Here is a 19,877-nt window from a genome sequence, read left to right as displayed (position 1 = left end):
GATCATCTACCTCCCTCTCGAACCCAGGAGTCGCCAATTCGTTCATATCCGTATGCCGGGGCGTTCTGCATTAGATACTTTATCTCCTTCGCAGAGAACGAATTGGGGTCGGTGCGGAGTACGTCCTGAATCGAGGAGAACTTGGAGCCCTCGACAACGTAGTCGATGCGTGGAATACCGTTCTGCATTTGAGTTTTCAGAAATTGCTCGTTGACTTGCCAGCCGAGAGCATCGGCATCTGTTCTACTCAGCCCGTTGCCAATAGCGTTCCAGGCATCGCCTCCAGTGTCGTAATAGATGCCGCCGTTATGTCTGGCTTCGCCGATGTATCCAGCGTCATCGCCAGCCCATTTGCCAAGCACTACACGGTCAGGGTTGGCGGCGCTGCCCATACCGGGTGCGTGGTGGGTGGCGTGATCGGCGACCTGTCCGGCCAGATCCGCGGTCGGGTGACCACCAACGAACGCATTGTTGAGATCGGATGCCAGTTGTGGGGCTTGTGGCGAGTATTGCTCCGTGGAGTGGTTCCAGCCGCCGGAGTGTTCTACCGAGGGAGATGGCGCTGGGTGATCAACAACCGGCGCTGGATGAGGAGCACCGCTTGGTGGTTCGGTGGGCGCGTGTGCTGCGCCTGGAATGTGGGGTTCGGGTAGGTGGTGGGGGAGGTCTCCGAGTAGTGCGCGTGCTCCGGCGAATGCTTCGCCACCGATGGGGGCGGTGGCTGCACCCGCAGCTGTCTGCACGAGTTTTTCTCCGATGTACCCACCGGGGTTATCGGCGGCGCGTTGCGCTTCATCTGACAGCCACCCGACCCGTTCTTGTGGTGTGGCGGTGGTGTAGTCCCAGAGCCCCTTGCCGGTGTTGACTGCAAGGTCTTTCCACTTCTCGGCGACACCGGGTGCGCCCGGACCTGCTTGTCCGGTCAGCTCTTTGCCTTGTTGCAGCATGGCATCACCGGCTTTGGACCCGCCGTCGCTGATGTTGTTGGTGAACTTGTTGAACTGTTCTCCGAAGTCTCTGCTGATGTATTTCGGATCGGTCGGTGAGGCAGAGGGCGCATCGGGTTTGAAATGGGGGGTTTGCGCGTTTTCGGCGGCGGCGTTGACACGCTGCTCGATTTGATCGGCGGGCACACCCATCTTGGTCAGTATTTGGCGTTGCTCGGTTTTGAATTGCTCGACCTGCTCAGGGCGCAGCACGGGTCGCTGTAGAGGCTGCGGTATTTTGTCGCGCACATCGCCTACACCCGGCACAGCGGCCAGACCGCCCAACTGTCGGGGATCGATGGGTTTGTCGCCACCGGGCACGGCGGTTTTCGGGTACCAGTCTTTGTAGTTGGCTTGCGTATCGGCGCCAGCGGCAGCGGCTTTGGTTGCCCCCGGATCACCGTCTGGGTTGGGCGCGTCCAGCCCCTTCAACCGGGCCGCGATCCCCGACGGATCCTTGGCGGCGGGAACTGAAGGCAACGCCCCGCCAGCATTCGATGATTCCGGCAGTTCCTTAGCGGCTTTGACCGCCGCCTCCAAGTCCGTGTTCGCGGTCTCCCCGGCCGCACGGAGCTGCTTCAACGTGTTGGTGAGATAGTCCAACTCGCTCTTGTCGTACTCGCCCTTGGGAGGGGTGACCTTGCCGGTTTCCAGATCGATCGTGAACTTGCCACTGGCGGCATCGTTTTCGACCTTCTTGAGCAGCTGTTGCACACCCTCGAACTCATCGGCAGCACGCCGGACTCTTGCCGCTGCGCCGTGTTGGGCATCAGCGGCACCGCCCAGGTATTTACCGTGCCCGTCGAGCTCATGGTGGGCCGCGTCCCCGGACACGCCTTTCCAGGCGTCCCCCATGATCGGCAGCGCTGCCACACCACGTTGCATGTCGCGGTTGGCGGTGGCCATACCGTCGAGCGCGTCGGCCACATCACGAAACGACGCCACCTTGGCGCGCTTGAGGTCGGCCAGCGAAAATGACATCGGAGCTTCAGGCCTTCGCCTGCGGCAGACGGGTGGTGATTATGCTCACTGCGGTCTGTTCTTCGGTGGTCGCGAACGCATAGCCGATTTGGTCGAATGCGTCCCGGTAGTGGGTCGACTCGTTCTCGACGTGCTTGGAGTGGCCCTGCCACTCGGTCGACTCAGACCCCAACGCGGTGGCCGCGCCACCGACCCATCCTGACGTCGCCGCATTGATCAAACCGTGCGCCTTGGTATGCGCGGCGCGGTGCGCAGCCAACAACCGATCCATCTCGTCGGCGGACCGGTGCAACAACTCAGGATTGACCTGCAAATGGTTAGTCACTCAGCATCCCCCGCAAAGCCGCTCCACACCCCGCCCGACATTGCTGGATAGTATCGCCGTCGAATTTGCCAGCGCAACAGCGGCGTAGATACGGCAGACACAGGCGCGGATACACGTCGCCGTGCGAATTAGTGTCCATTTAGTGTCCACTTCAGGGGTCCGGCAGTTAGCCAGCAAACAATCATAACCCTGCGACCTGCTTGTTTGAGCTGCCCGGGGGAATCGAACCCCCGACCTATTCATTACGAGTGAATTGCTCTACCGACTGAGCTAGGGCAGCGTGCCGGGCGAACCCGGCGCCCGAGAGTCTACGGCACCCGAATCCCGACGCCCAACCTCATTCAGACGGGCGCAACGCCTGTCCCGCGGTCGCGACTAGCGCGTCGATTGCGAACTTGGGCTTCACGTTGATCGCCAGCGCTTCCCGGCACTCCAGCACCGCCTCGATGCACTGCAGCAGCTGTTCAGGCGGGACCCTGTCCACCATCGGCCCGAGCCTGTCGGCCATATCGGGATGATGCAACGCGACCCGCCCCTCCTGGGCGGCACCGAACGACAGCACCAAGGCATCTCGGAAATAAGTGGCCAAATCGATCAGCGTGCGGTCCAAGGCGTCACGCGACGCCCGTGTCTGACGCGATTTTTGTTTGCGTTCGAGGTCTTTCAAGACACCTGCGGATCCGCGCAGCGCCGTCCCCGCCCCCTTGCCGGTGCCCCCGGCCCCGAGCGCCGTCTTTAATTCTTCCTCTTCGGCCTCGTTGCGTGCGGCCGTCAGCTCCTTGGCCTCGGTATCGGCACTCGTCACCAGCTCCTCGGCCGCGGCATACGCCCGCGACGGGGTGGCGGCCTCCCGCGCCAGCCCCAATGCCCGAAGTCGGCGCGCCCGGGCCTGCTCATCGGTGGCCAGCCTCCGGGCCCGGCCCACATGGCCGCCACTCACCGAGGCCGCCCATTGCGCCTGCTCGACATCGATCCCATCGCGGTCCATCAACACCTCAGCGATGGCCGCCACCGATGGAGTGACGAGCGCCACATGCCGACAGCGCGACCGCAGCGTGATGGAGATGTCCTCTGGGTCCACCGACGGCGCGCACAGCAGGAACACCGTCCGCGCCGGCGGCTCCTCGACAACCTTCAGCAGCACGTTGCCCGCGCCCTCCGTCAACCGGTCGGCGTCCTCGATGAGCACCACCAGCCAACGACCGGTGCTCGGCCGGCGCCACGCGGTCTGCACGATGGCGCGCATCTCGTCGACGCCGATCGATAACCCCTCGGGCACGACTCTGCGCACGTCAGCGTGGGTTCCGGCCATCGTCGTCGTACAGGCGCGGCATTCTCCGCAGCCCACCTGTCCCTCGGCCTCACATTGCAACGCCGCGGCAAAGCACAAAGCCGCCACCGACCTGCCCGACCCCGGCGGCCCGGTAAACAACCACGCGTGGGTCATGCGACCCGCCTCACCACCGCGTGAACCCAATGCCGCGGACGAGAGCGTGGAAACCACCGCTCCCTGATCCACCAGGCGCCCGAAAACCCCGCTCATTACCCCCAACCCTAGTCGCCAAGACCGACGCCCTGGGCATGCGCATTAGGCGTGTGAAACCTCTCCGTCACCGCCTACAGCTACGGTTAACGGGTGACTGGCGCGGAGGGAACGGCTGACCAGCGCCCGCTTGCACGCGCAGCCCGGTACTCCAGATGGGTCTTACGTACCCCATGGCCGCTCTTCATCATGGGTATCGCCCAGTCAAACCTGGTCGGCGCGTTGTTCGTGCTGGGCTTCCTGCGGTTCGGTCTACCGCCGAGCGACCGCGTCGAACTGACTGAGCTCGGCACGGAACGGCTCGTCATCCTCGGTGTCTCGCTGTTCATCCTGTTTGTGGCCGGCGCCATCGTCAGCACCTACCTGCTGTTACCGGTTCTGCGCTGGCAGTACAGCTCCCCCGACTTCGAATCCGAGGGTTCTGAGGCGGTCCGCGTCCGCGCCTTACAGATGCCCTTCTACCGGACCGTTATCAGCGTGGCGACGTGGCTCGTCGGTGGCGCGATCTTCGTCGCCGTCACCTGGTCGTCCACACACAGCTCGATCCTGGTCGCCATGTTCGCCACCGTGCTCGGCGCCACCACGACCAGCATCATCGGCTACTTGCAGTCCGAACGCGTCCTCCGTCCGGTCGCCATCCAGGCACTACGGCGCGGCGTCCCCGAAAATGTCACCGCTCCAGGCGTTATCGTCCGCCAGATCCTCACCTGGGCGCTGAGCTCCGGCGTGCCGATCCTGGCGATCGTGCTCACCGTGGTGGGACAGCGAGCGGGGTATCTCAAGTCTGGCGCCGAAAATCTCACCGGCTCCATCCTGATCCTGGCGATCATCGCGCTGGCCATCGGACTAATGGGGACCCTGCTGGTCGCCACCTCGATCGCCGACCCGCTGCGCCAACTACGTTGGGCGCTTAGCGAAGTGCAGCGCGGCAACTACAACGCCCACGTGCCCATCTACGACGCCAGCGAGCTGGGACTGTTGCAGGCGGGGTTCAACGACATGGTGCGTGATCTGGGCGAACGGCAGCGCCTGCGTGATCTATTCGGCCGCTACGTGGGCGAGGACGTCGCCCGCCGGGCACTTGAATACGGCACTGAACTCGGTGGCCAGGAACGCAGCGTCGCAGTGCTTTTCGTCGACCTGGTGGGTTCCACGCAGTTGGCGTCCACCCGCGGTCCGGCGGTCGTCGTGCAAGTGCTCAACGAGTTCTTCCGGGTCATCGTCGACACCGTCAACACGCACGGCGGCTTCGTCAACAAGTTCCAGGGTGACGCCGCACTGGCCATCTTCGGTGCACCCATCGACCACCCCGACGGCGCCGCCGCCGCACTGGCCGCCGCCCGTGAGCTGGCCGACGGGCTCACCAATGTGTTGGGCTCCAACGACTTCGGCATCGGAGTCTCCGCGGGACGGGCCATCGCCGGCCATATCGGAGCGCAGGCGCGTTTCGAGTACACCGTCATCGGCGACCCCGTGAACGAGGCCGCCCGCCTGACCGAGCTGGCCAAGAACGAGCCGGGAAATGTGCTGGCCTCGGCGTCCGCCGTCATGGAAGCCCGAGACGAAGAAGCCCTGCGCTGGGACGTCGGCGAGACCGTCGAGCTTCGTGGCCGCACGGTGTCAACGCAGGTTGCGCGTCCGCGTCACAGTTAGATCCCCCGGTCGCTGCGCTCTCCCCCCGCAAGCGGGAGGTACCCCCGACCCGCTGTACTAGGTCGCCTTCTTGGCTGCGGCCTTCTTCGCGGGCGCCTTCTTCGCTGGAGCTTTCTTGGCCGCCTTCGCCGGCGCCTTCTTGGCTCGCTTGACCGGGCCACGCGCACGGCGCTCCGCGAGCAGCTCGGAGGCCCGCTCGTCGGTGATCGACAGCACGTCATCGCCCTTGCGCAGGCTGGCGTTGGTCTCGCCATCGGTGACATAGGGGCCGAAGCGGCCGTCCTTGATGACCATTGGCTTGCTGGTCACCGAATCCGCACCCAGTTCACGCAGCGGCGCCGCCGAGGCGGCCTGCCCGCCACGGCGTTTCGGCTCGGCGTAGATCTTGAGCGCCTCATCGAGGGTGATGGTGAACATCTGATCCTCGGTGGCCAGCGAGCGGGAATCGGTGCCGCGCTTGAGATATGGGCCGTAGCGGCCATTCTGCGCGGTGATCTCCTCATTGTTGGCCGGGTCCACACCGACCACCCGAGGCAGTGACAGCAGCTTCAGCGCGTCCTCGAGTGTGACGGTCTCAAGTGTCATGGTCTTGAGCAGCGATCCGGTGCGCGGCTTCGGCCCTTCGACCTTCTTGGCGCCGCGCTTCGGCTTTTCCTCTACCTCCGGCTCCGGCGGCGCAGGTAGCACCTCGGTGACGTAGGGGCCGAAACGCCCGTCCTTGGCGACGATGTCGTGTCCGGTGACCGGGTCCACGCCCAGCACACGCCCCTCCTGCGGGATCGCGAACAGCTCCTCGGCCATCTCGACGGTCAGCTCGTCGGGGGTGACGCCGTCCTTGACATTGGCACGCTGCGGGGTGGGTTCGCCGTCCTCACCGGTGATGATCCGCTCCAGGTACGGCCCGTTCTTGCCGACGCGCACATTGATGGCGCGGCCCTGGTCGTCGTCGAACAGCTTTATCGAGTTGACCTCGCGAGCGTCGATCTCCTCCAGGTTCACACCCACCAGGCGCTTGAGGCCGCCGGCGCGTGCCACCGAGCCCTCGGCGCCGTGATCTCCACCGAAGTAGAAGGCGTTCAACCAGTTTGTGCGACGTTCATTACCGGAAGCGATCTCGTCGAGATCGTCCTCCATCGCGGCGGTGAAGTCGTAGTCGACCAGCCGGCCGAAGTGTTGCTCAAGCAGTCCGATCACCGCGAAGGCGGTCCATGACGGGACCAGCGCACTGCCGCGCTTATGGACATATCCGCGGTCCTGGATGGTCCGGATGATCGACGAATAGGTCGACGGACGCCCAATTCCCAGCTCTTCCAACGACTTAATGAGCGAGGCTTCGGTGTAGCGGGCCGGCGGGTTGGTGGTGTGTCCGTCTGCGGACAGCTGGGCAACGGTGACGGTCTGGCCCTGTTTGAGGTGGGGCAGACGGCGTTCCTCATCGTCTGCCTCGCCGCCGGCCAGCTCGTCCACGGTCTCGACGTATGCCGACAGGAAGCCGGAGAACGTGATGGTGCGGCCGCTGGCGGTGAACACCACCTGCTCGCCGGAGGTGGCGGTACCCGCCAGCCGCAGGCTCAGCGTGGTGCCGCGCGCATCGGCCATCTGCGAGGCAACAGTGCGCTGCCAAATCAGCTCGTACAAACGGAATTCGTCATTGTCGACCAACGAATGCAATTGGCCGGGAGTTTTGAAAGTCTCACCCGCCGGGCGAATGGCCTCGTGCGCCTCCTGCGCATTTTTCACCTTGCGGGTGTATTGCCGGGGCGAAGGATGCACATATTCGTTTCCGTACAACTCCGCGGCCTGGCTGCGTGCGGCCGTCAATGCCGATTCCGACAGCGTCGTGGAGTCGGTACGCATATACGTGATGTAGCCGTTTTCGTACAACCGCTGCGCAATGCTCATGGTGCGCTCGGAGGAGAACCGCAGCTTGCGCCCGGCCTCCTGCTGCAGCGTCGACGTCATAAACGGCGGGTACGGCTTGCGGGTGTAAGGCTTCTCCTCGGCGGAGGCGACCGTCAGGGTGGCTTGCGCAAGCCCGGCGACCAGGGCGTTGGCGCGGACCTCGTCGAGGACCAATACCTCGTCGAGTTTTTTCACCTGGCCCAGAGAGTCGAAATCTCGGCCCGAGGCCACGCGCTGCGCGTCCACGCTGACCAAGCGGGCGTTGAACTTAGGAGGCTTCGCCTCGCTGCCGCCATCCAGCTCGGCGCCCAGGTCCCAGTACCCGGCGCTGCGGAACGCCATGCGGTCACGTTCACGCTGGACGATGATCCTGGTCGCCACCGACTGCACGCGCCCGGCGGACAGGTTCCGTCCGACCTTCTTCCACAGCACGGGGCTGACCTCGTAGCCGTACAGCCGGTCGAGGATGCGGCGGGTCTCCTGCGCATCGACGAGGTTGATGTCCAGATCGCGCGGGTCGTTGGCGGCGGCCCTGATGGCCTGCTCGGTGATCTCGTGGAACACCATGCGCCTGACCGGCACCGTGGGCTTGAGCGTCTCCAGGAGGTGCCAGGCAATGGCCTCACCCTCGCGGTCACCGTCTGTCGCCAGGTAGAGCTCGTCGACGTCCTTAAGGAGGCTCTTGAGCTCGGTAACGGTCCCCTTCTTTTCGGGGCTGACGATGTAGAGGGGCTCAAAGTCCGCATCGACGTTCACCCCGAGGCGGGCCCAGGGTTCCGATTTGTACTTGGCCGGAACGTCGGCAGCAGCACGGGGCAGGTCCCTGATGTGGCCTCGCGAGGACTCGACGACGTATCCGTCGCCGAGATAGCCAGCGATCTTGCGGGCCTTCGTCGGTGATTCGACGATGACGAGCCGTCGCACTGCTTCGTCTCCTTACCTGCGCATTCAGCCGCGTATGTACGGTGTACCGGCGGTCCACCGTGGTCACAAGATGACACCCCCACGCCAATTGCGCAAACCTAGCCTTGCATATGGGCTCCGGTATTCCCGATTTCAGGGTCACTAAAAGCGTGTCCCGAGCCGTACTAAGCCCCTGCTAGACCCTGGGCCAGGCGCGAAATGCCTCGGTGTCTCCGGGGGGTTCTCCGATGTTCTCCAGGAGCCGCGCCAGCCGGCGCCGCCCACTGATCCGCAACGCGGGATTGGCACCGCGTGTTCCGATCAAAGTCGGGGCGATGCCCACCCGCATCAGCGCAGCCGCCAATGGCGAGTGGGTGTCGGGAGCGTGTGGATCCAGGCCCAGCAGGTAACGGTCGGCCTCCGGGGAACCCGCGGCGAGCACCCAGGCGCGCAGCTCGCGCGCTCCCGGGAGCCACTGTGCAGGCACGGTTTTCACCGCCCCACGGGTCCACTCGTGGGCAATCGGCAGCACCGTTGGGTCTATGGCCGTACGCACCAGCGGGTGGTTCTCGTCGGTGTGGCTCATTTCGGCCTGGAGACCGGTCTCGGTGATCATCTCCGCCAGGGCCAGCGCACGCCAGGGCTGATCGACGACCACCGATATCCGGGCGCCGGAGCCGCTGACCATCACCTGACCGGGACCGGCCAACAGCCCTGCCAGATCGGTGACCTCGGGAGGCACCGACTCGGCGGAGAAGAAGGACAGCTGGCTCACAGTGACAGACAGTACTTTCTCCGCGAGCAGACGCTCAGCGCACGCGTATCCCGCGTTTTGTGTGCGCTACGCGTCTGCTCACCGATGGCGGGACGAGAAACGCCCCCGGCGGGTGGCCAGGGGCGTTTCTATATAACGGACTTGGGTCAGACGGCGCGGACGCCGGTGGCCTGCGGGCCCTTGGGGCTCTGGCCTACCTCGAACTCGACCTTCTGGTTCTCTTCGAGGGTACGGAATCCGTTGCCCGTGATCTCGGTGTAATGGACGAAGACGTCAGCGGAGCCGTCTTCGGGCGCAATGAATCCGAAGCCTTTTTCTGCGTTGAACCACTTCACAGTTCCCTGTGGCATTTCTTTGATCTTTCTTTCACTTGGGTGCGACATACCCGTTCGGCACGTCGGGCCCCGTTCCGACCGCCATACCCCGTGAAGAAGACCCTCGCAGGAACCGCGATCACAACGTCGATCCTGCGAGTGCAAAACACGAACACAGAAGCTGCGACCCCCATAAGTAGAGCATGTTTAGGGCGCTGGCGATAGCCGTGTGCCAGATAATCGACGGGAACTTCGGTGAACAATGGTGAAACTTTGACTCCCTTCGGCCTGCCTTACCCTGGTGTTATGGCCATATGCGGTAGCGAACTTGGCGCCGTTTTGGCACAATTATGCAGGTCACAAGGGGTTTTTTGGTGACGGTCAGCTACGGCCGCGAACTGCTGGATCTGATCGTGGCCGGGACTCCCACCGGTGAGACCCCGGTGCGACATATTTGCGATATTCCCGCCCGGGACGCGCAGCTGGATGCCTGGCCGCAATGGGCCCATCCCGATGCGGTAGCCGCCTTTGCGGGCCACGGGGTCACTGTTCCGTGGTCGCACCAGGTCGCGGCCGCCTCCCTCGCGTTCTCAGGCCGCCATGTGGTGGTAGCCACCGGAACCGCTTCCGGGAAGTCGGTGGGGTACCAATTGCCAATCCTGACCGCCCTGGCCTCTGAGCCGCGGGCCCGGGCGCTCTATCTGGCGCCGACGAAGGCTCTCGGACACGACCAGCTGCGCTCGATACGCGAATTAATTGCCGGGATAAGCACTTTCGACCGGGTGTTGCCGTGCGCATATGACGGCGACAGCTCCAACGAATTGCGACGGTTCGCACGCGAAAGCTCGCGGTGGATCTTTACCAATCCCGACATGATGCATATATCGCTATTGCACAACCACACGCGCTGGTCGGCATTCCTGCGCGGATTGCGGTACCTAGTGGTCGATGAATGCCATTACTACCGTGGTGTTTTCGGATCAAATGTAGCCCTTGTGCTGCGGCGGCTGCTGCGCTTGTGCGCGCGGTACGGTTCGCATCCCACGGTGGTCTTCGCCAGCGCGACGACCTCAAATCCCGGCGCGGCAGCACGGGCGCTGATCGGGCAGCCCGTCAACGAGGTGATAGCGGACGGGTCGCCGCACGGGATGCGCACGGTGGCGCTGTGGGAACCGCCGCTGCTGCCGATCACCGGCGAGAACGGGGCACCCGTAAGACGCCCGGTGAGTACCGAGGCCTCCCGGCTGCTGGCAGATCTGGTCCAGGAGGGAGCGCGGACACTGGCCTTCGTCAGATCGCGGCGCGGCGCCGAGATGACGGCGCTTGGCGCCGCACATCGATTGGCGGAGGTCGATCCGGCGTTGGCATCCCAGGTGTCGGCATATCGGGCCGGGTATCTGCCGGAGGATCGCCGGGCACTGGAGCAGGCCCTGTCGACGGGCGCGTTGACCGGTGCGGCAACAACGAACGCCCTTGAACTGGGCGTGGATATCGCCGGACTGGATGCCGTCGTGGTGGCGGGCTTCCCGGGTACCGTGGCCTCCTTTTGGCAGCAGGCGGGCCGCTCCGGCCGACGTGGCCAGGGCTCCTTAGTGGTGCTGATCGCGCGCGATGATCCACTGGACACCTACCTGGTTCACCATCCCGGCGCACTTCTGGATAAGCCGATCGAGGCGGTGGTGATCGATCCCACCAATCCACATGTCTTACGGCCTCACTTGCTCTGCGCGGCAACGGAGCTCCCGTTGACAGCGGATGATGTGCGCTCCCTCGAGGCGACCGATGTGGTCTCGGAGCTCGTCGACGACGGCCTACTACGCAAGCGCCCCGGTGGATACTTCGCGGCCCCGGGCCTTAATCCGTATGCAGCGGTGGATATCCGGGGGTCGATCGGTGGCCAGGTGATGATCCTGGAAGCCGACACCGGGCGGGTGCTGGGAACCGTGGATACCGGGCGCGCCCCGGCGACGGTGCATCCGGGGGCGGTCTATCTACATTCGGGGGAAACATACCTGGTCGACTCGCTCGATTTCGGTGACGGAATCGCACTGGTACACAACGCGAGTCCCGACTACTCGACATTCGCCCGCTCCACCATCGATATCGCGATCACAGGCGAGGGTGAACGGATCGATCTGGGCGATGTGCAGATCGGGCTGGTCCCGGTGGACGTCACCCATCAGGTGATCGGGTATCTACGCAAGCTGTCCACCGGCGAGATCCTCGACTTCGTCGAGCTCGATATGCCCTCGTCGACATTGAGCACCAAGGCGGCGATGTACACCGTGACCCCGGAAGCGTTGGCCGGCATCGATATCGACACGCTCTCAACCCCCGGCGCCCTGCACGCCGCCGAGCATGCCGCCATCGGACTGCTGCCGCTGGTGGCCAGCTGCGACCGCGGCGATATCGGCGGGGTGTCCACCGCCCTGCAATCCGAGACCGATCTACCGACGGTATTCGTCTACGACGGACACCCTGGTGGTGCGGGTTTCGCGGCCCGGGGTTACGAACAGCTTGGTACCTGGCTGGGCGCCACCGCCGACGCCATCGACGCCTGCGAGTGTGAGGCGGGGTGCCCGTCGTGTGTGCAATCGCCTAAGTGCGGCAACGGAAATTCCCCATTGGACAAGGCTGCCGCCATCAAGGTGCTGCGACTCGTGCTGTCCCGGCTGCCAAACACGGGCTAGAACGCCCGCGCGTACTGCTTGGGCACTGTGGGGTTCGGCTCGGCACCCAGCTCGCGCGCGGCCCGGCGCGGCCAGTAAGGGTCGCGCAGCAGCTCGCGGGCCAGTAGGACCGCGGAGGCATCCCCGGCGGCGAGGATCGATTCGGCCTGGTGCGGCTCGGTGATCATCCCGACTGTCGCTGCGGGGAGAGGTGTTTCGGCCTGGATGCGCCGGGCGAACCGCACCTGGTATCCCGGCCCCGTCGGGATGCGGACATGCGGCACATTACCGCCCGTCGACACGTCGATGAGGTCCACACCGCGTGTCTGGAGCAGCCTGGCCAGCTCGACCGTCTGGTCGGGAGTCCAGCTGGCGGCCTCGAGCCCCGGCTCATCGGATACCCAGTCCGTCGCCGAGACCCTGACGAACAGCGGCAGGTGCTCGGGCCAGACGGAGCGCACCGCCGAGACCGTTTCCAGGGTGAGCCTGGCCCGGCCGGAGAAGGAGCCGCCGTACTCGTCGGTGCGGGTATTGCTTGCCGGGGAGAGGAACTGGTGCTGGATGTAGCCGTGGGCGGCGTGGATCTCAAGTACCTGGAAACCCGCCCGCAGCGCGCGCTGGGCGGCTTTCACATAGTCCTCGATGATCTTCGTGAGATCGGCGCTGGTGGCTTCCGCAGGCGGGGCGAAGTCTCCGTACGGCGCATCGGTGGGACCAATTGTCGGCCAGCTCAACGGGTCAGATGGTTCCAATGAGCGGTGCCCGTCCCACGGCGCAACGGTCGATGCCTTGCGCCCGGCGTGCCCGAGCTGCACCGCGGGAACGGCGCCATGGACTTTGATGCTCTCCACGATGCCGGTCCAGGCCTGCTCCTGGGTGTCGTTCCACAACCCGGTGTCGTAGGGAGAGAGCCGACCTTGCGGATTCACGGCGGTGGCCTCGGTGAAGATGAGACCGGCACCGCCGATGGCGCGGCTGATCAGATGGGTGCGGTGCCAGTCGTTCGGGCTACCCGCCAGGGGGCCCGTGGGCTCGGCCGAGTACTGGCACATCGGCGACATCCAAATTCGGTTGGGAATGGTGATGTCGCGCAGCCGGTAGGGCTCGAACAACAGGCTCATGTTCCGGGGGCTCCTCGCGTCTGGTGACTGGTCCGGCACAAACCAACACCGAGATGCGCGAGATGCTTCCCTGTGCCGCTACCCCGCCTGCTCGGTCGCCGACCCCTGCTCGGCGACCGATAGCGCCTCCCGCACGAAATCGGCGGACAGCACGACGACCTCGGCCGTATCGCGTGAGACGGCGATAGCCGGGAAGGCGTGCAACTGCCACGCATAGCTGTGCACCTGGGCCACCACACCCGCGGCAGAGAGCTTCTCGGCGAGTTCGATGGCATCGGGCTCGAGGAATTCGTTCTGCGCGGTGATGAGCAGGGTGGGCGGGTATGCCTCGACGGGCACGGAGAAGATCCGACGTTCTCCGGTGAATTCCACTGGACCCCTGTCGAATTTCGGCGCCAGCCTCACCAGCTTGCCCTTGGGCAGGTACGCGTCGTGACGGCTCGTGCTCGTCGGATTGGCGCCCAGGTCGAGATCAAGCAGCGGTGAATATCCCACATAGGCAACCGGTTTCGGCAGACCATTGATGTGCGCGTACTCGATGACCTTGCCGCACAGGTACCCGCCGGCCGAGTCACCCGCGACAATCACCCGCTTGTAGTCCTGCAGCAGCTCACGGTATGCCTGTACCGCGTCTGCCACCGAGGAGCCCACACCAACCTCCGGCAGCTGCCGGTAATCGAGTACGTAGACGGGGACCCTGAGCTGGCGGGCCAACAGGCCGGTGATCTTGCGATGCGTGGCCGGCCCGCAGGCGATGAACGCACCGCCGTGCAGATAGAGAATGGCGGTGTCGGAGTCCAAAGTCGCCGTCCCCGCCGGAACCGTCAGATCCGTGGGCCTGTTGGCCAAAGCAACCCGCGTCCGTTCGATGCCTGGCGCGTCAGGACCGCGCTGCGCGCCACGGTCCAGCCACTTGAGCTGCCGCAGAGCCGAGTCGAAGACCGGGAACAAGATCAGCATCGGCTTGATGAAAAGCAGCACGAAAAGGAACGATAAGCGGGCCTTGAGGCCCGACTTGGGGTGCAGGGTGACGACCATCCGCTCACGCTACCGCCAGGTATTTGGTAGTCGCGGCGGGGCCGCTAGATCGGGAGCGGCACAGGCATCTGCAGGCCGAGTTGTCCTTCGGTCATGACCCCGAACGCAATGTTGACACCGCGTGCGGCAATCCTCGACGCGGCCGCAGGCCTTTTTCGTGGAGCGCGAGTTCCACGCGGTCACGATGGACGCGGCCTTCGGCAATGGGCGCACACCCATGGACGAACTGCGCGCCGCCAGCGACGCCTACTGCGATTTCCACCTGCGGAATCCGGGCTACTTCCGCATCATCGCGCTGCGCACCCTCGATGTTCCGCCCGGCGATATGGTCGCCGAGTTCGAGCGCCGCATCGCCGACAAGGTTGAGGCTTTGGTCGGCGATATCGCCGATGTGCTTCGACGTGCCGATGCCGCAGGCGAACTGCACTGCCCCGATCCGGTCCGCACGCCACTTGGCAATGCGACGGGAAACTCCCTGCGGCTCCCCCAAACTCACCAGTCGCGGGCCACTGTTCGTTCCGCGGCCCGCGACTGGTGATCCATCAAATCCGTGCGGTTGCCGACTCGCCTGGTTGCGGGCCAGATTCAGGCGCATCCCTGAACGTGACGTGTTTTCGTGTGGGGAGTTTCTGTGGCCACCAGAACCACGGCCCGAGAATCCGCGCCAGCGGCATGACCAGGAACAGCCGCACGATCATCATGTCGAAGATCAAGCCGATACAGATGGTGGATCCGGCCTGACCGATGTTGACCACATCGCTGGAGAGCATGGCCAGCATGGTTCCGGCCAGCACGAAGGCCGCGGTGACGGCCACGTTGCCCGAGCCGGCGATGGTGCGAATCAGGCCGGTGCGGATACCTGCGTGCAGCTCCTCCCGATACCGAGAAAGCAACAGCAGGTTGTAGTCACAACCAACACCTACCAACACAATGAACGCGATCGGCAGTGTAAGCCAATGCAATTCAATGCCGATGAGCGTTTCCCAGATGAACGCGGCCAATCCCAGGGAGCCCAGGAAAGACAGCACCACGGTGATCAAAACAATCACCGAACCGGCCAGGGTCCGGGTGATGACCATGACGATCAAGAACACCAACCCGAATGTGGCCAGCATCATTGTCAGAATGTCGTTCATGGAAAATGCTTGCACATCACGGTAATTCGCGGACGCCCCAGCCACCAGCAGATCAACATTGGACAGCGACGTCCCCTTGATCGCCTCGTGCGCGGCGGCCTCGGCCCGCTGAATCTGATCGATACCTTCCGGGCTCATCGCCTCACCCTGGTGATAGATCAGAATCCGGGCACCCTTGCCGTCGGGGGTCATCATGAACTTCAACCCGGTCTGAAAGTCCTTAGTCTTGAATGACTCCGGCGGCATGAAGAAGAAATCGTCGTTCTTGGCGTTATCGAATGCCTTCCCCATATCGACCATCGGATCGATCATCGGCTCTAGCTGCGCGATGGTGGTATGAAACAGGCTCTGCATCGTGAGCGTCAGCTGCTGCATGACAGCCATGTTCTGCGCCATCGCGTTGAGCTGCGTGATCATCTGCGGGGTCGCCGCGTCAACCATGCTCAGGCCATCGACCATCGGGCCGAGTTGTGAGGTCGCTTCATCAATATTGTCGACCGATTCGTTCAATGAGCGCATGGCCCAACAAATCGGAATATCGAAGCAGTGCGGCTCCCAATACAAATAGTTACGTATCGGCCGGAAGAAGTCGTCGAAGTTGGACAGGTTGTCGCGGGTCTTGTCCATCGCAGCCTTCAAACCCCTCGAAGCTTCTACAGACATCTGCGTACCCGCGGAGAGCTGGCCGGTTATGTCCGCCATCTTCTTGGTCGAGGCCATCATGTCGCCCATGCGCGCGGCCATGGTGTCGATATCGGCCACGCGGTCCTTCAAGAACCCCAGATTCTGGCCGATCTTGGTCCCCATCGAACCCATGGCATAGGGCAGCGAGGCGTGCTCCAGCGGCCGGCCATTAGGCCGGGTAATGCTCTGCACCATCGAAATACCTGGCGTCCGAACAATATTCTTCGCGACGCGATCCAAACTGATCATGTCGGTGGTGTTGCGCATATCGTGATCGGCCTTGATGTACAGCGTGTCGATGGACAGTTGACTCGGCTGGAAATGCCGATCCGCGGCGTCATACCCCCGAGACGACTCGACGCTCTTGGGCGCGTAATCGCGATCGTTGTAGCTCACCGTGTAGTTGGCCAAGTTCGCGATGCACAACGGAATCACCAGCGCCGCAACCGCAATCATCGCGGCGGGCCACTTGGCGATCGCCGTGCCCAGCTTGCGCCAGACTGGGCTGGTCCTGGCCGGCGCAGACAACCAGGGCACCTTGCTGCCCAGCGTTAGCAGCGCCGGACCCAGAGTCAGGGCTGCGATGACGGCGACAACCATCGCCACAAAACATGGTGGCCCCAATGTTCGGAAGTAGTCGAGCGTCGTCAGGCTAAGGCACAGGCACGCACCCGATATCGCGATGCCCGACCCCAGAACAACGTGGGCTACACTGCGCACCGAAGTGTAATACGCCGACTCCCGGTCCTCCCCGGCGCGCCGGGCCTCCTGAAAACGGCCCAGGTAAAAGATGCCGTAATCGGTAGCCACACCCAGTACTAGGGATACAGCCATGTTCATCGCGAACGAGGAGATCCCGATGACATGATTCTCAACCAGAAGTGAGACCACTCCGCGTGCGGTGGCCAGCGTGATCAAGACTCCGAACAACGGGATTATTGCCCGGGTGATGGAGCGGTAGGCGATAAGGAGCATCGCGATGATCACCACCACGGTGACGATCGTCAGCGTGACCATGCTCTCGTCGGCGGCATTGAGAGTGTCCGAGGCCAATGGCGCCGGCCCACTCACATAGACCTTGAGACCCTCGGGCTTGTCCTTGTCGAGCTTTTCAATGATGCCGCGAATAGCCTTGATCGACCTGTTCGAGTCGGCATCGCCCAGATCTCCGGCCGGCCGGACCGTCAGTGTCGCGGCCTGCGCGTCGGCGCTCTGCTGCCCCGACCTCGTGACCGGGTCACCCCACAGATTCATGAGCGACTGCACATGCTCTTTGTCGTCAAGCAGACGGCGAACCATCTCGTCGTAGTAGCGGTGGTCCTGCTCACCGAGCGTGCGGCCCTCGGCCTCTAGGACAATCACCGCCATGCTCGTGTAGTCGGACTCCTTGAAGTCCTGACCCTGGGTGATCGCCGCTGCCGACGACGGTGCGTCACGCGGAATCATCGCCTTGGCATTGGCCGCGGTCGTCTCTTCCAAGGTGGGCACGAAGATGTTCAGGGCCGCAGCAGCCACCACCCAGAAGATCACCACCGGAATCGCCAGCACCCGGAGCAATCGCACTGGCCCCGGGCGCTTTGCGGGTTCCTTCGCTACCGGAGGTGCGGGCGGTACCAGCACCGGACCCGTGTCTGTGTCCTCCGGCGGCTGCTGACCCGATGTCATGCTGCCGTCACCGTGCATGCGACCGCGGCGCTGGCATGGTTGACGACCTGTTCCTCACGGACCTCACCGTTGACCCGAATGCGGCAGCCCAACGAGTCCCCGTCAACCTGAGCGACCAGGCTCAGTGATGCCGCCGACGACATCGTGGTTTCAGAAACCGACCACGGCAGTGATGTCAGCACGACGTCGACGGGTTCGCTATTGAGGTTTGCATAGGACACTTTCCCGCTGGTTCCCAAATTGCCGAACACCTCGTAGGTGACGTTCTTGGGATTGATCTGAACAACCGTGGCCGGAATCGGACGTGTAGTCGGCGGGTGACTGATCGCCTGCGACTTCTCTCGAATCCGATTTACCCCGAAGCCGACGACCGCGATAACAATGAGCGCCACCAAGGGCATCCATAGCTTGCCAAGGATTCGCCCGGCCTGGCCCCGAGACTGTTTGTGCCGGGTCATCATTGAGCACACCCGGCTAGGGCGGTATGGGCAGCGGACACGCGATCCTCCTCGCAGCTCGTTACCGGCCCGGGGAGGCATCCCCGCACGCAGAATCCCCCACTCATCGCAGGCTCCTCAGGGTTGACCGCACATAGCTCTTGTTACTTTCGGTAACATAGCTCTTGTTACCGAAAGTAACAAGTCGGCTAGGCTGTTGCCTCATGGAGGCAGGCTCAACGTCCGGCGCGGGATCGCGTCGACCATGGGTAGAACGCCGCGCGCACCTGCTGGACGCCGCCGAACAGCTGTTCTTTGAACGCGGATTCGCCGCTGTGTCCTTGAGTGACATTGCTCAAGCCGCAGGCGTCACCAAGCCCATTGCCTACCGCCATTTCAAAACCAAGGATGGGGCGTATTTGGCCTGTGCCCGGCGAGCCCAAGCCGACTTCGCGCAGGCCCTGGTACACCGGGCGGATCCCGCGCTGGCAGTGCGCGAGCAGTTCGCCACCGCCGCCGACCTGTTCTTTGAACTCTTGGAGACTCATCCCGAGCGGTGGGAGCTTATTTACGGCAGCGCCGCAGTGCTGCCCGCCGAGTCGCGAGAGGAACTTTCCGCGCTGCGGTTGGACAACATCGAGACGACCTACGCACTGATCACCAAGGATCATCCGGACATACCCAAGCTTTTCGCCGAAGGACTCTCGCACGCCATGTCCGGGGCAGCGGAACGTCTCGGACATTGGTGGCAATCCCGCCCCGACCTGGACCGCCAACACGTGGTCAACATCTACGTCGAGATCTTCTATGCCGCGGTGGCTCCCTATCTCGATTCACCACAGTCGACAACGACCCGCTGATCAGTACTGCCGTCACCGTCTTCAGCTGACCGGTCCCGCGCGGGCCGCGGCTCGAGCGGGCCCGGTACCGAACCGACCCAGTGCCACCGGAAAATCCACGGTGACAACAACATCGAGATCCTCGACCACGCACCGCGACACCGTCGCGCCCATCCGTCGGGCAATCGCCGTTACCTCGGCGCAGGCGGGTGCGGCGCCGTACAGTGCGCGCTGAGCTCCGGCGAGTGCCGACAGATCGGCGACGGCCTGGGCGCGATGCCGCGCCACGACCGCCGATCCGACGGCCACGCCACCGGCCGTTACTACCAGCAGCACCGCCATCAACGCCACCGCGACGATAGTCGCCGAGCCGTTGTCAGCCTGCAGGTTCCATTGCCGAAACCGATTCGGCAGCAATCGTAATGGCAGGCAACAACCGGCTCTTGGCGGCAACCCGCGCCACCACCTGGTCGCCGTCGCGCCGAACCTCGACGGCCGCGCCATGTGGCGCGATCCGCTGCGCGACCGATCGCGCGGCCATCTCGTCACCACGGGCCACCAACCGCGCCGCCTCGCGTGAGGCGTCCACACAGCGCACCTGCATCGACACCGCCTGAATTCCGGCGGCACACAACACGAGCACCGACACCAACGCCGCAATGCCGAATGCGGCCTCGACGGTGACGGCTCCGGTGTCATCGCCTAGACGCTGGTGTTGAGTGCGCGCGTGATGATATTGGTGAGCGCACTGACGATCGAGTCTCCGGTGACTACCGTGTAGAGAATCGCCCCGAACGCTGCCGCGGCAATCGTTCCGATCGCGTACTCCACGGTCGACATGCCGTCCTCGGACTCGACGACCACCACCATTCGTCGACGCAGTTGCGCCAATATGTTGTGTATCAA

The 19,877-nt window shown here is 63.9% G+C and carries 16 protein-coding genes, 1 tRNA gene and 1 pseudogene; 4 read left to right on the top strand and 14 right to left on the bottom strand.

The window, feature by feature from the left end; genetic code table 11:
* Window positions 1-2 precede the first annotated feature (2 nt).
* From MLB1_RS24100 to MLB1_RS15485, 4 genes are all read right to left on the bottom strand, one after another.
* Window positions 3-1,967 carry an endonuclease gene (locus MLB1_RS24100; RefSeq protein WP_255485959.1) on the bottom strand — a complete coding sequence of 655 codons (1,965 nt, stop codon included), beginning with the start codon at window positions 1,965-1,967 and terminating at the stop codon, window positions 3-5.
* A gap of 7 nt (window positions 1,968-1,974) precedes the next feature.
* Window positions 1,975-2,292 carry a WXG100 family type VII secretion target gene (locus MLB1_RS15495; RefSeq protein WP_180750702.1) on the bottom strand — a complete coding sequence of 106 codons (318 nt, stop codon included), beginning with the start codon at window positions 2,290-2,292 and terminating at the stop codon, window positions 1,975-1,977.
* Between the two features lie 207 nt (window positions 2,293-2,499).
* Window positions 2,500-2,572, bottom strand: a tRNA-Thr gene (locus tag MLB1_RS15490).
* Between the two features lie 57 nt (window positions 2,573-2,629).
* The gene (locus MLB1_RS15485; protein ID WP_180750701.1) at window positions 2,630-3,835 is read right to left on the bottom strand and encodes a DNA polymerase III subunit delta'; all 1,206 of its coding nucleotides are present in this window, start codon (window positions 3,833-3,835) and stop codon (window positions 2,630-2,632) included.
* A 93-nt stretch (window positions 3,836-3,928) separates the two neighbouring features.
* Here MLB1_RS15485 and MLB1_RS15480 point away from each other — a divergent pair, with 93 nt between their 5' ends.
* The gene (locus tag MLB1_RS15480; protein WP_180750700.1) at window positions 3,929-5,488 is read left to right on the top strand and encodes an adenylate/guanylate cyclase domain-containing protein; all 1,560 of its coding nucleotides are present in this window, start codon (window positions 3,929-3,931) and stop codon (window positions 5,486-5,488) included.
* Between the two features lie 57 nt (window positions 5,489-5,545).
* Here MLB1_RS15480 and topA read toward each other — a convergent pair whose 3' ends face one another.
* The 3 genes from topA to MLB1_RS15465 all read right to left on the bottom strand — a co-directional run bounded on the left by topA (window position 5,546) and on the right by MLB1_RS15465 (window position 9,418).
* A complete protein-coding gene (topA, locus tag MLB1_RS15475) occupies window positions 5,546-8,314 on the bottom strand; it encodes a type I DNA topoisomerase (protein WP_180750699.1) in 2,769 nt (922 codons plus the stop codon).
* A 175-nt stretch (window positions 8,315-8,489) separates the two neighbouring features.
* A complete protein-coding gene (locus MLB1_RS15470) occupies window positions 8,490-9,068 on the bottom strand; it encodes a hypothetical protein (RefSeq protein ID WP_180750698.1) in 579 nt (192 codons plus the stop codon).
* A 146-nt stretch (window positions 9,069-9,214) separates the two neighbouring features.
* Window positions 9,215-9,418 (bottom strand): cold-shock protein, encoded by a 204-nt coding sequence (locus MLB1_RS15465; protein ID WP_155941032.1) that lies wholly within the window; start codon window positions 9,416-9,418, stop codon window positions 9,215-9,217.
* A 314-nt stretch (window positions 9,419-9,732) separates the two neighbouring features.
* Here MLB1_RS15465 and MLB1_RS15460 point away from each other — a divergent pair, with 314 nt between their 5' ends.
* Entirely contained in the window at window positions 9,733-12,072 is a 2,340-nt protein-coding gene (locus MLB1_RS15460; RefSeq protein ID WP_180750697.1) for a DEAD/DEAH box helicase, read from the top strand.
* Here the strand turns inward: MLB1_RS15460 and MLB1_RS15455 are convergent.
* Window positions 12,069-13,172, bottom strand: a complete 1,104-nt coding sequence (locus MLB1_RS15455; protein WP_180750696.1) for an NADH:flavin oxidoreductase/NADH oxidase — start codon at window positions 13,170-13,172, stop codon at window positions 12,069-12,071. The genes MLB1_RS15460 and MLB1_RS15455 overlap by 4 nt on opposite strands.
* Before the next feature lie 78 nt (window positions 13,173-13,250).
* On the bottom strand, window positions 13,251-14,210 hold the full coding sequence (locus MLB1_RS15450; protein WP_180750695.1) for an alpha/beta hydrolase: 960 nt from the start codon (window positions 14,208-14,210) through the stop codon (window positions 13,251-13,253).
* Between the two features lie 93 nt (window positions 14,211-14,303).
* On the opposite strand from MLB1_RS15450, the pseudogene MLB1_RS15445 reads away from it, so the two are divergent.
* Window positions 14,304-14,664 (top strand): annotated as a pseudogene (locus MLB1_RS15445) (TetR/AcrR family transcriptional regulator); the annotation flags it as partial.
* An 88-nt stretch (window positions 14,665-14,752) separates the two neighbouring features.
* On the opposite strand, the gene MLB1_RS15440 reads toward MLB1_RS15445, so the two are convergent.
* The gene (locus MLB1_RS15440) at window positions 14,753-17,695 is read right to left on the bottom strand and encodes an RND family transporter (RefSeq protein WP_180750694.1); all 2,943 of its coding nucleotides are present in this window, start codon (window positions 17,693-17,695) and stop codon (window positions 14,753-14,755) included.
* On the bottom strand, window positions 17,692-18,153 hold the full coding sequence (locus tag MLB1_RS15435; protein ID WP_180750859.1) for an MmpS family transport accessory protein: 462 nt from the start codon (window positions 18,151-18,153) through the stop codon (window positions 17,692-17,694). Before MLB1_RS15435 ends, MLB1_RS15440 begins: the two co-directional genes overlap by 4 nt.
* Window positions 18,154-18,356: 203 nt before the next feature.
* On the opposite strand from MLB1_RS15435, the gene MLB1_RS15430 reads away from it, so the two are divergent.
* A complete protein-coding gene (locus tag MLB1_RS15430) occupies window positions 18,357-18,992 on the top strand; it encodes a TetR/AcrR family transcriptional regulator (RefSeq protein ID WP_180750693.1) in 636 nt (211 codons plus the stop codon).
* Between the two features lie 21 nt (window positions 18,993-19,013).
* On the opposite strand, the gene MLB1_RS15425 is transcribed toward MLB1_RS15430, so the two are convergent.
* The 3 genes from MLB1_RS15425 to MLB1_RS15420 are packed head-to-tail and all read right to left on the bottom strand — an operon-like array spanning window position 19,014 to window position 19,865.
* The gene (locus tag MLB1_RS15425) at window positions 19,014-19,400 is read right to left on the bottom strand and encodes an Rv3654c family TadE-like protein (RefSeq protein WP_371750637.1); all 387 of its coding nucleotides are present in this window, start codon (window positions 19,398-19,400) and stop codon (window positions 19,014-19,016) included.
* Window positions 19,348-19,620, bottom strand: a complete 273-nt coding sequence (locus MLB1_RS24095; RefSeq protein WP_358146950.1) for a TadE family type IV pilus minor pilin — start codon at window positions 19,618-19,620, stop codon at window positions 19,348-19,350. Before MLB1_RS24095 ends, MLB1_RS15425 begins: the two co-directional genes overlap by 53 nt.
* Window positions 19,621-19,673: 53 nt before the next feature.
* Window positions 19,674-19,865, bottom strand: coding sequence for a DUF4244 domain-containing protein (locus MLB1_RS15420; protein WP_180750858.1), 192 nt, complete (start codon window positions 19,863-19,865; stop codon window positions 19,674-19,676).
* Window positions 19,866-19,877 lie beyond the last annotated feature (12 nt).

Origin of the sequence: Mycobacteroides sp. LB1, assembly GCF_013449725.1 — a bacterium.
GTDB lineage: Bacteria > Actinomycetota > Actinomycetes > Mycobacteriales > Mycobacteriaceae > Mycobacterium.
Note: the sequence above shows the minus strand (reverse complement) of the source record. Positions and strands in the feature narration are given on the sequence as shown.

Excerpts from the sequence above, each read along its gene's own strand:
- MLB1_RS24100 (WP_255485959.1), bottom strand. The coding sequence starts at position 1,967 with ATGTCATTTTCGCTGGCCGACCTCAAGCGCGCCAAGGTGGCGTCGTTT.
- MLB1_RS15485 (WP_180750701.1), bottom strand. The coding sequence starts at position 3,835 with ATGAGCGGGGTTTTCGGGCGCCTGGTGGATCAGGGAGCGGTGGTTTCC.
- MLB1_RS15465 (WP_155941032.1), bottom strand. The coding sequence starts at position 9,418 with ATGCCACAGGGAACTGTGAAGTGGTTCAACGCAGAAAAAGGCTTCGGA.
- MLB1_RS15460 (WP_180750697.1), top strand. The coding sequence starts at position 9,733 with ATGCAGGTCACAAGGGGTTTTTTGGTGACGGTCAGCTACGGCCGCGAA.
- MLB1_RS15455 (WP_180750696.1), bottom strand. The coding sequence starts at position 13,172 with ATGAGCCTGTTGTTCGAGCCCTACCGGCTGCGCGACATCACCATTCCC.
- MLB1_RS15450 (WP_180750695.1), bottom strand. The coding sequence starts at position 14,210 with ATGGTCGTCACCCTGCACCCCAAGTCGGGCCTCAAGGCCCGCTTATCG.
- MLB1_RS15440 (WP_180750694.1), bottom strand. The coding sequence starts at position 17,695 with ATGACATCGGGTCAGCAGCCGCCGGAGGACACAGACACGGGTCCGGTG.
- MLB1_RS15435 (WP_180750859.1), bottom strand. The coding sequence starts at position 18,153 with ATGACCCGGCACAAACAGTCTCGGGGCCAGGCCGGGCGAATCCTTGGC.
- MLB1_RS15430 (WP_180750693.1), top strand. The coding sequence starts at position 18,357 with ATGGAGGCAGGCTCAACGTCCGGCGCGGGATCGCGTCGACCATGGGTA.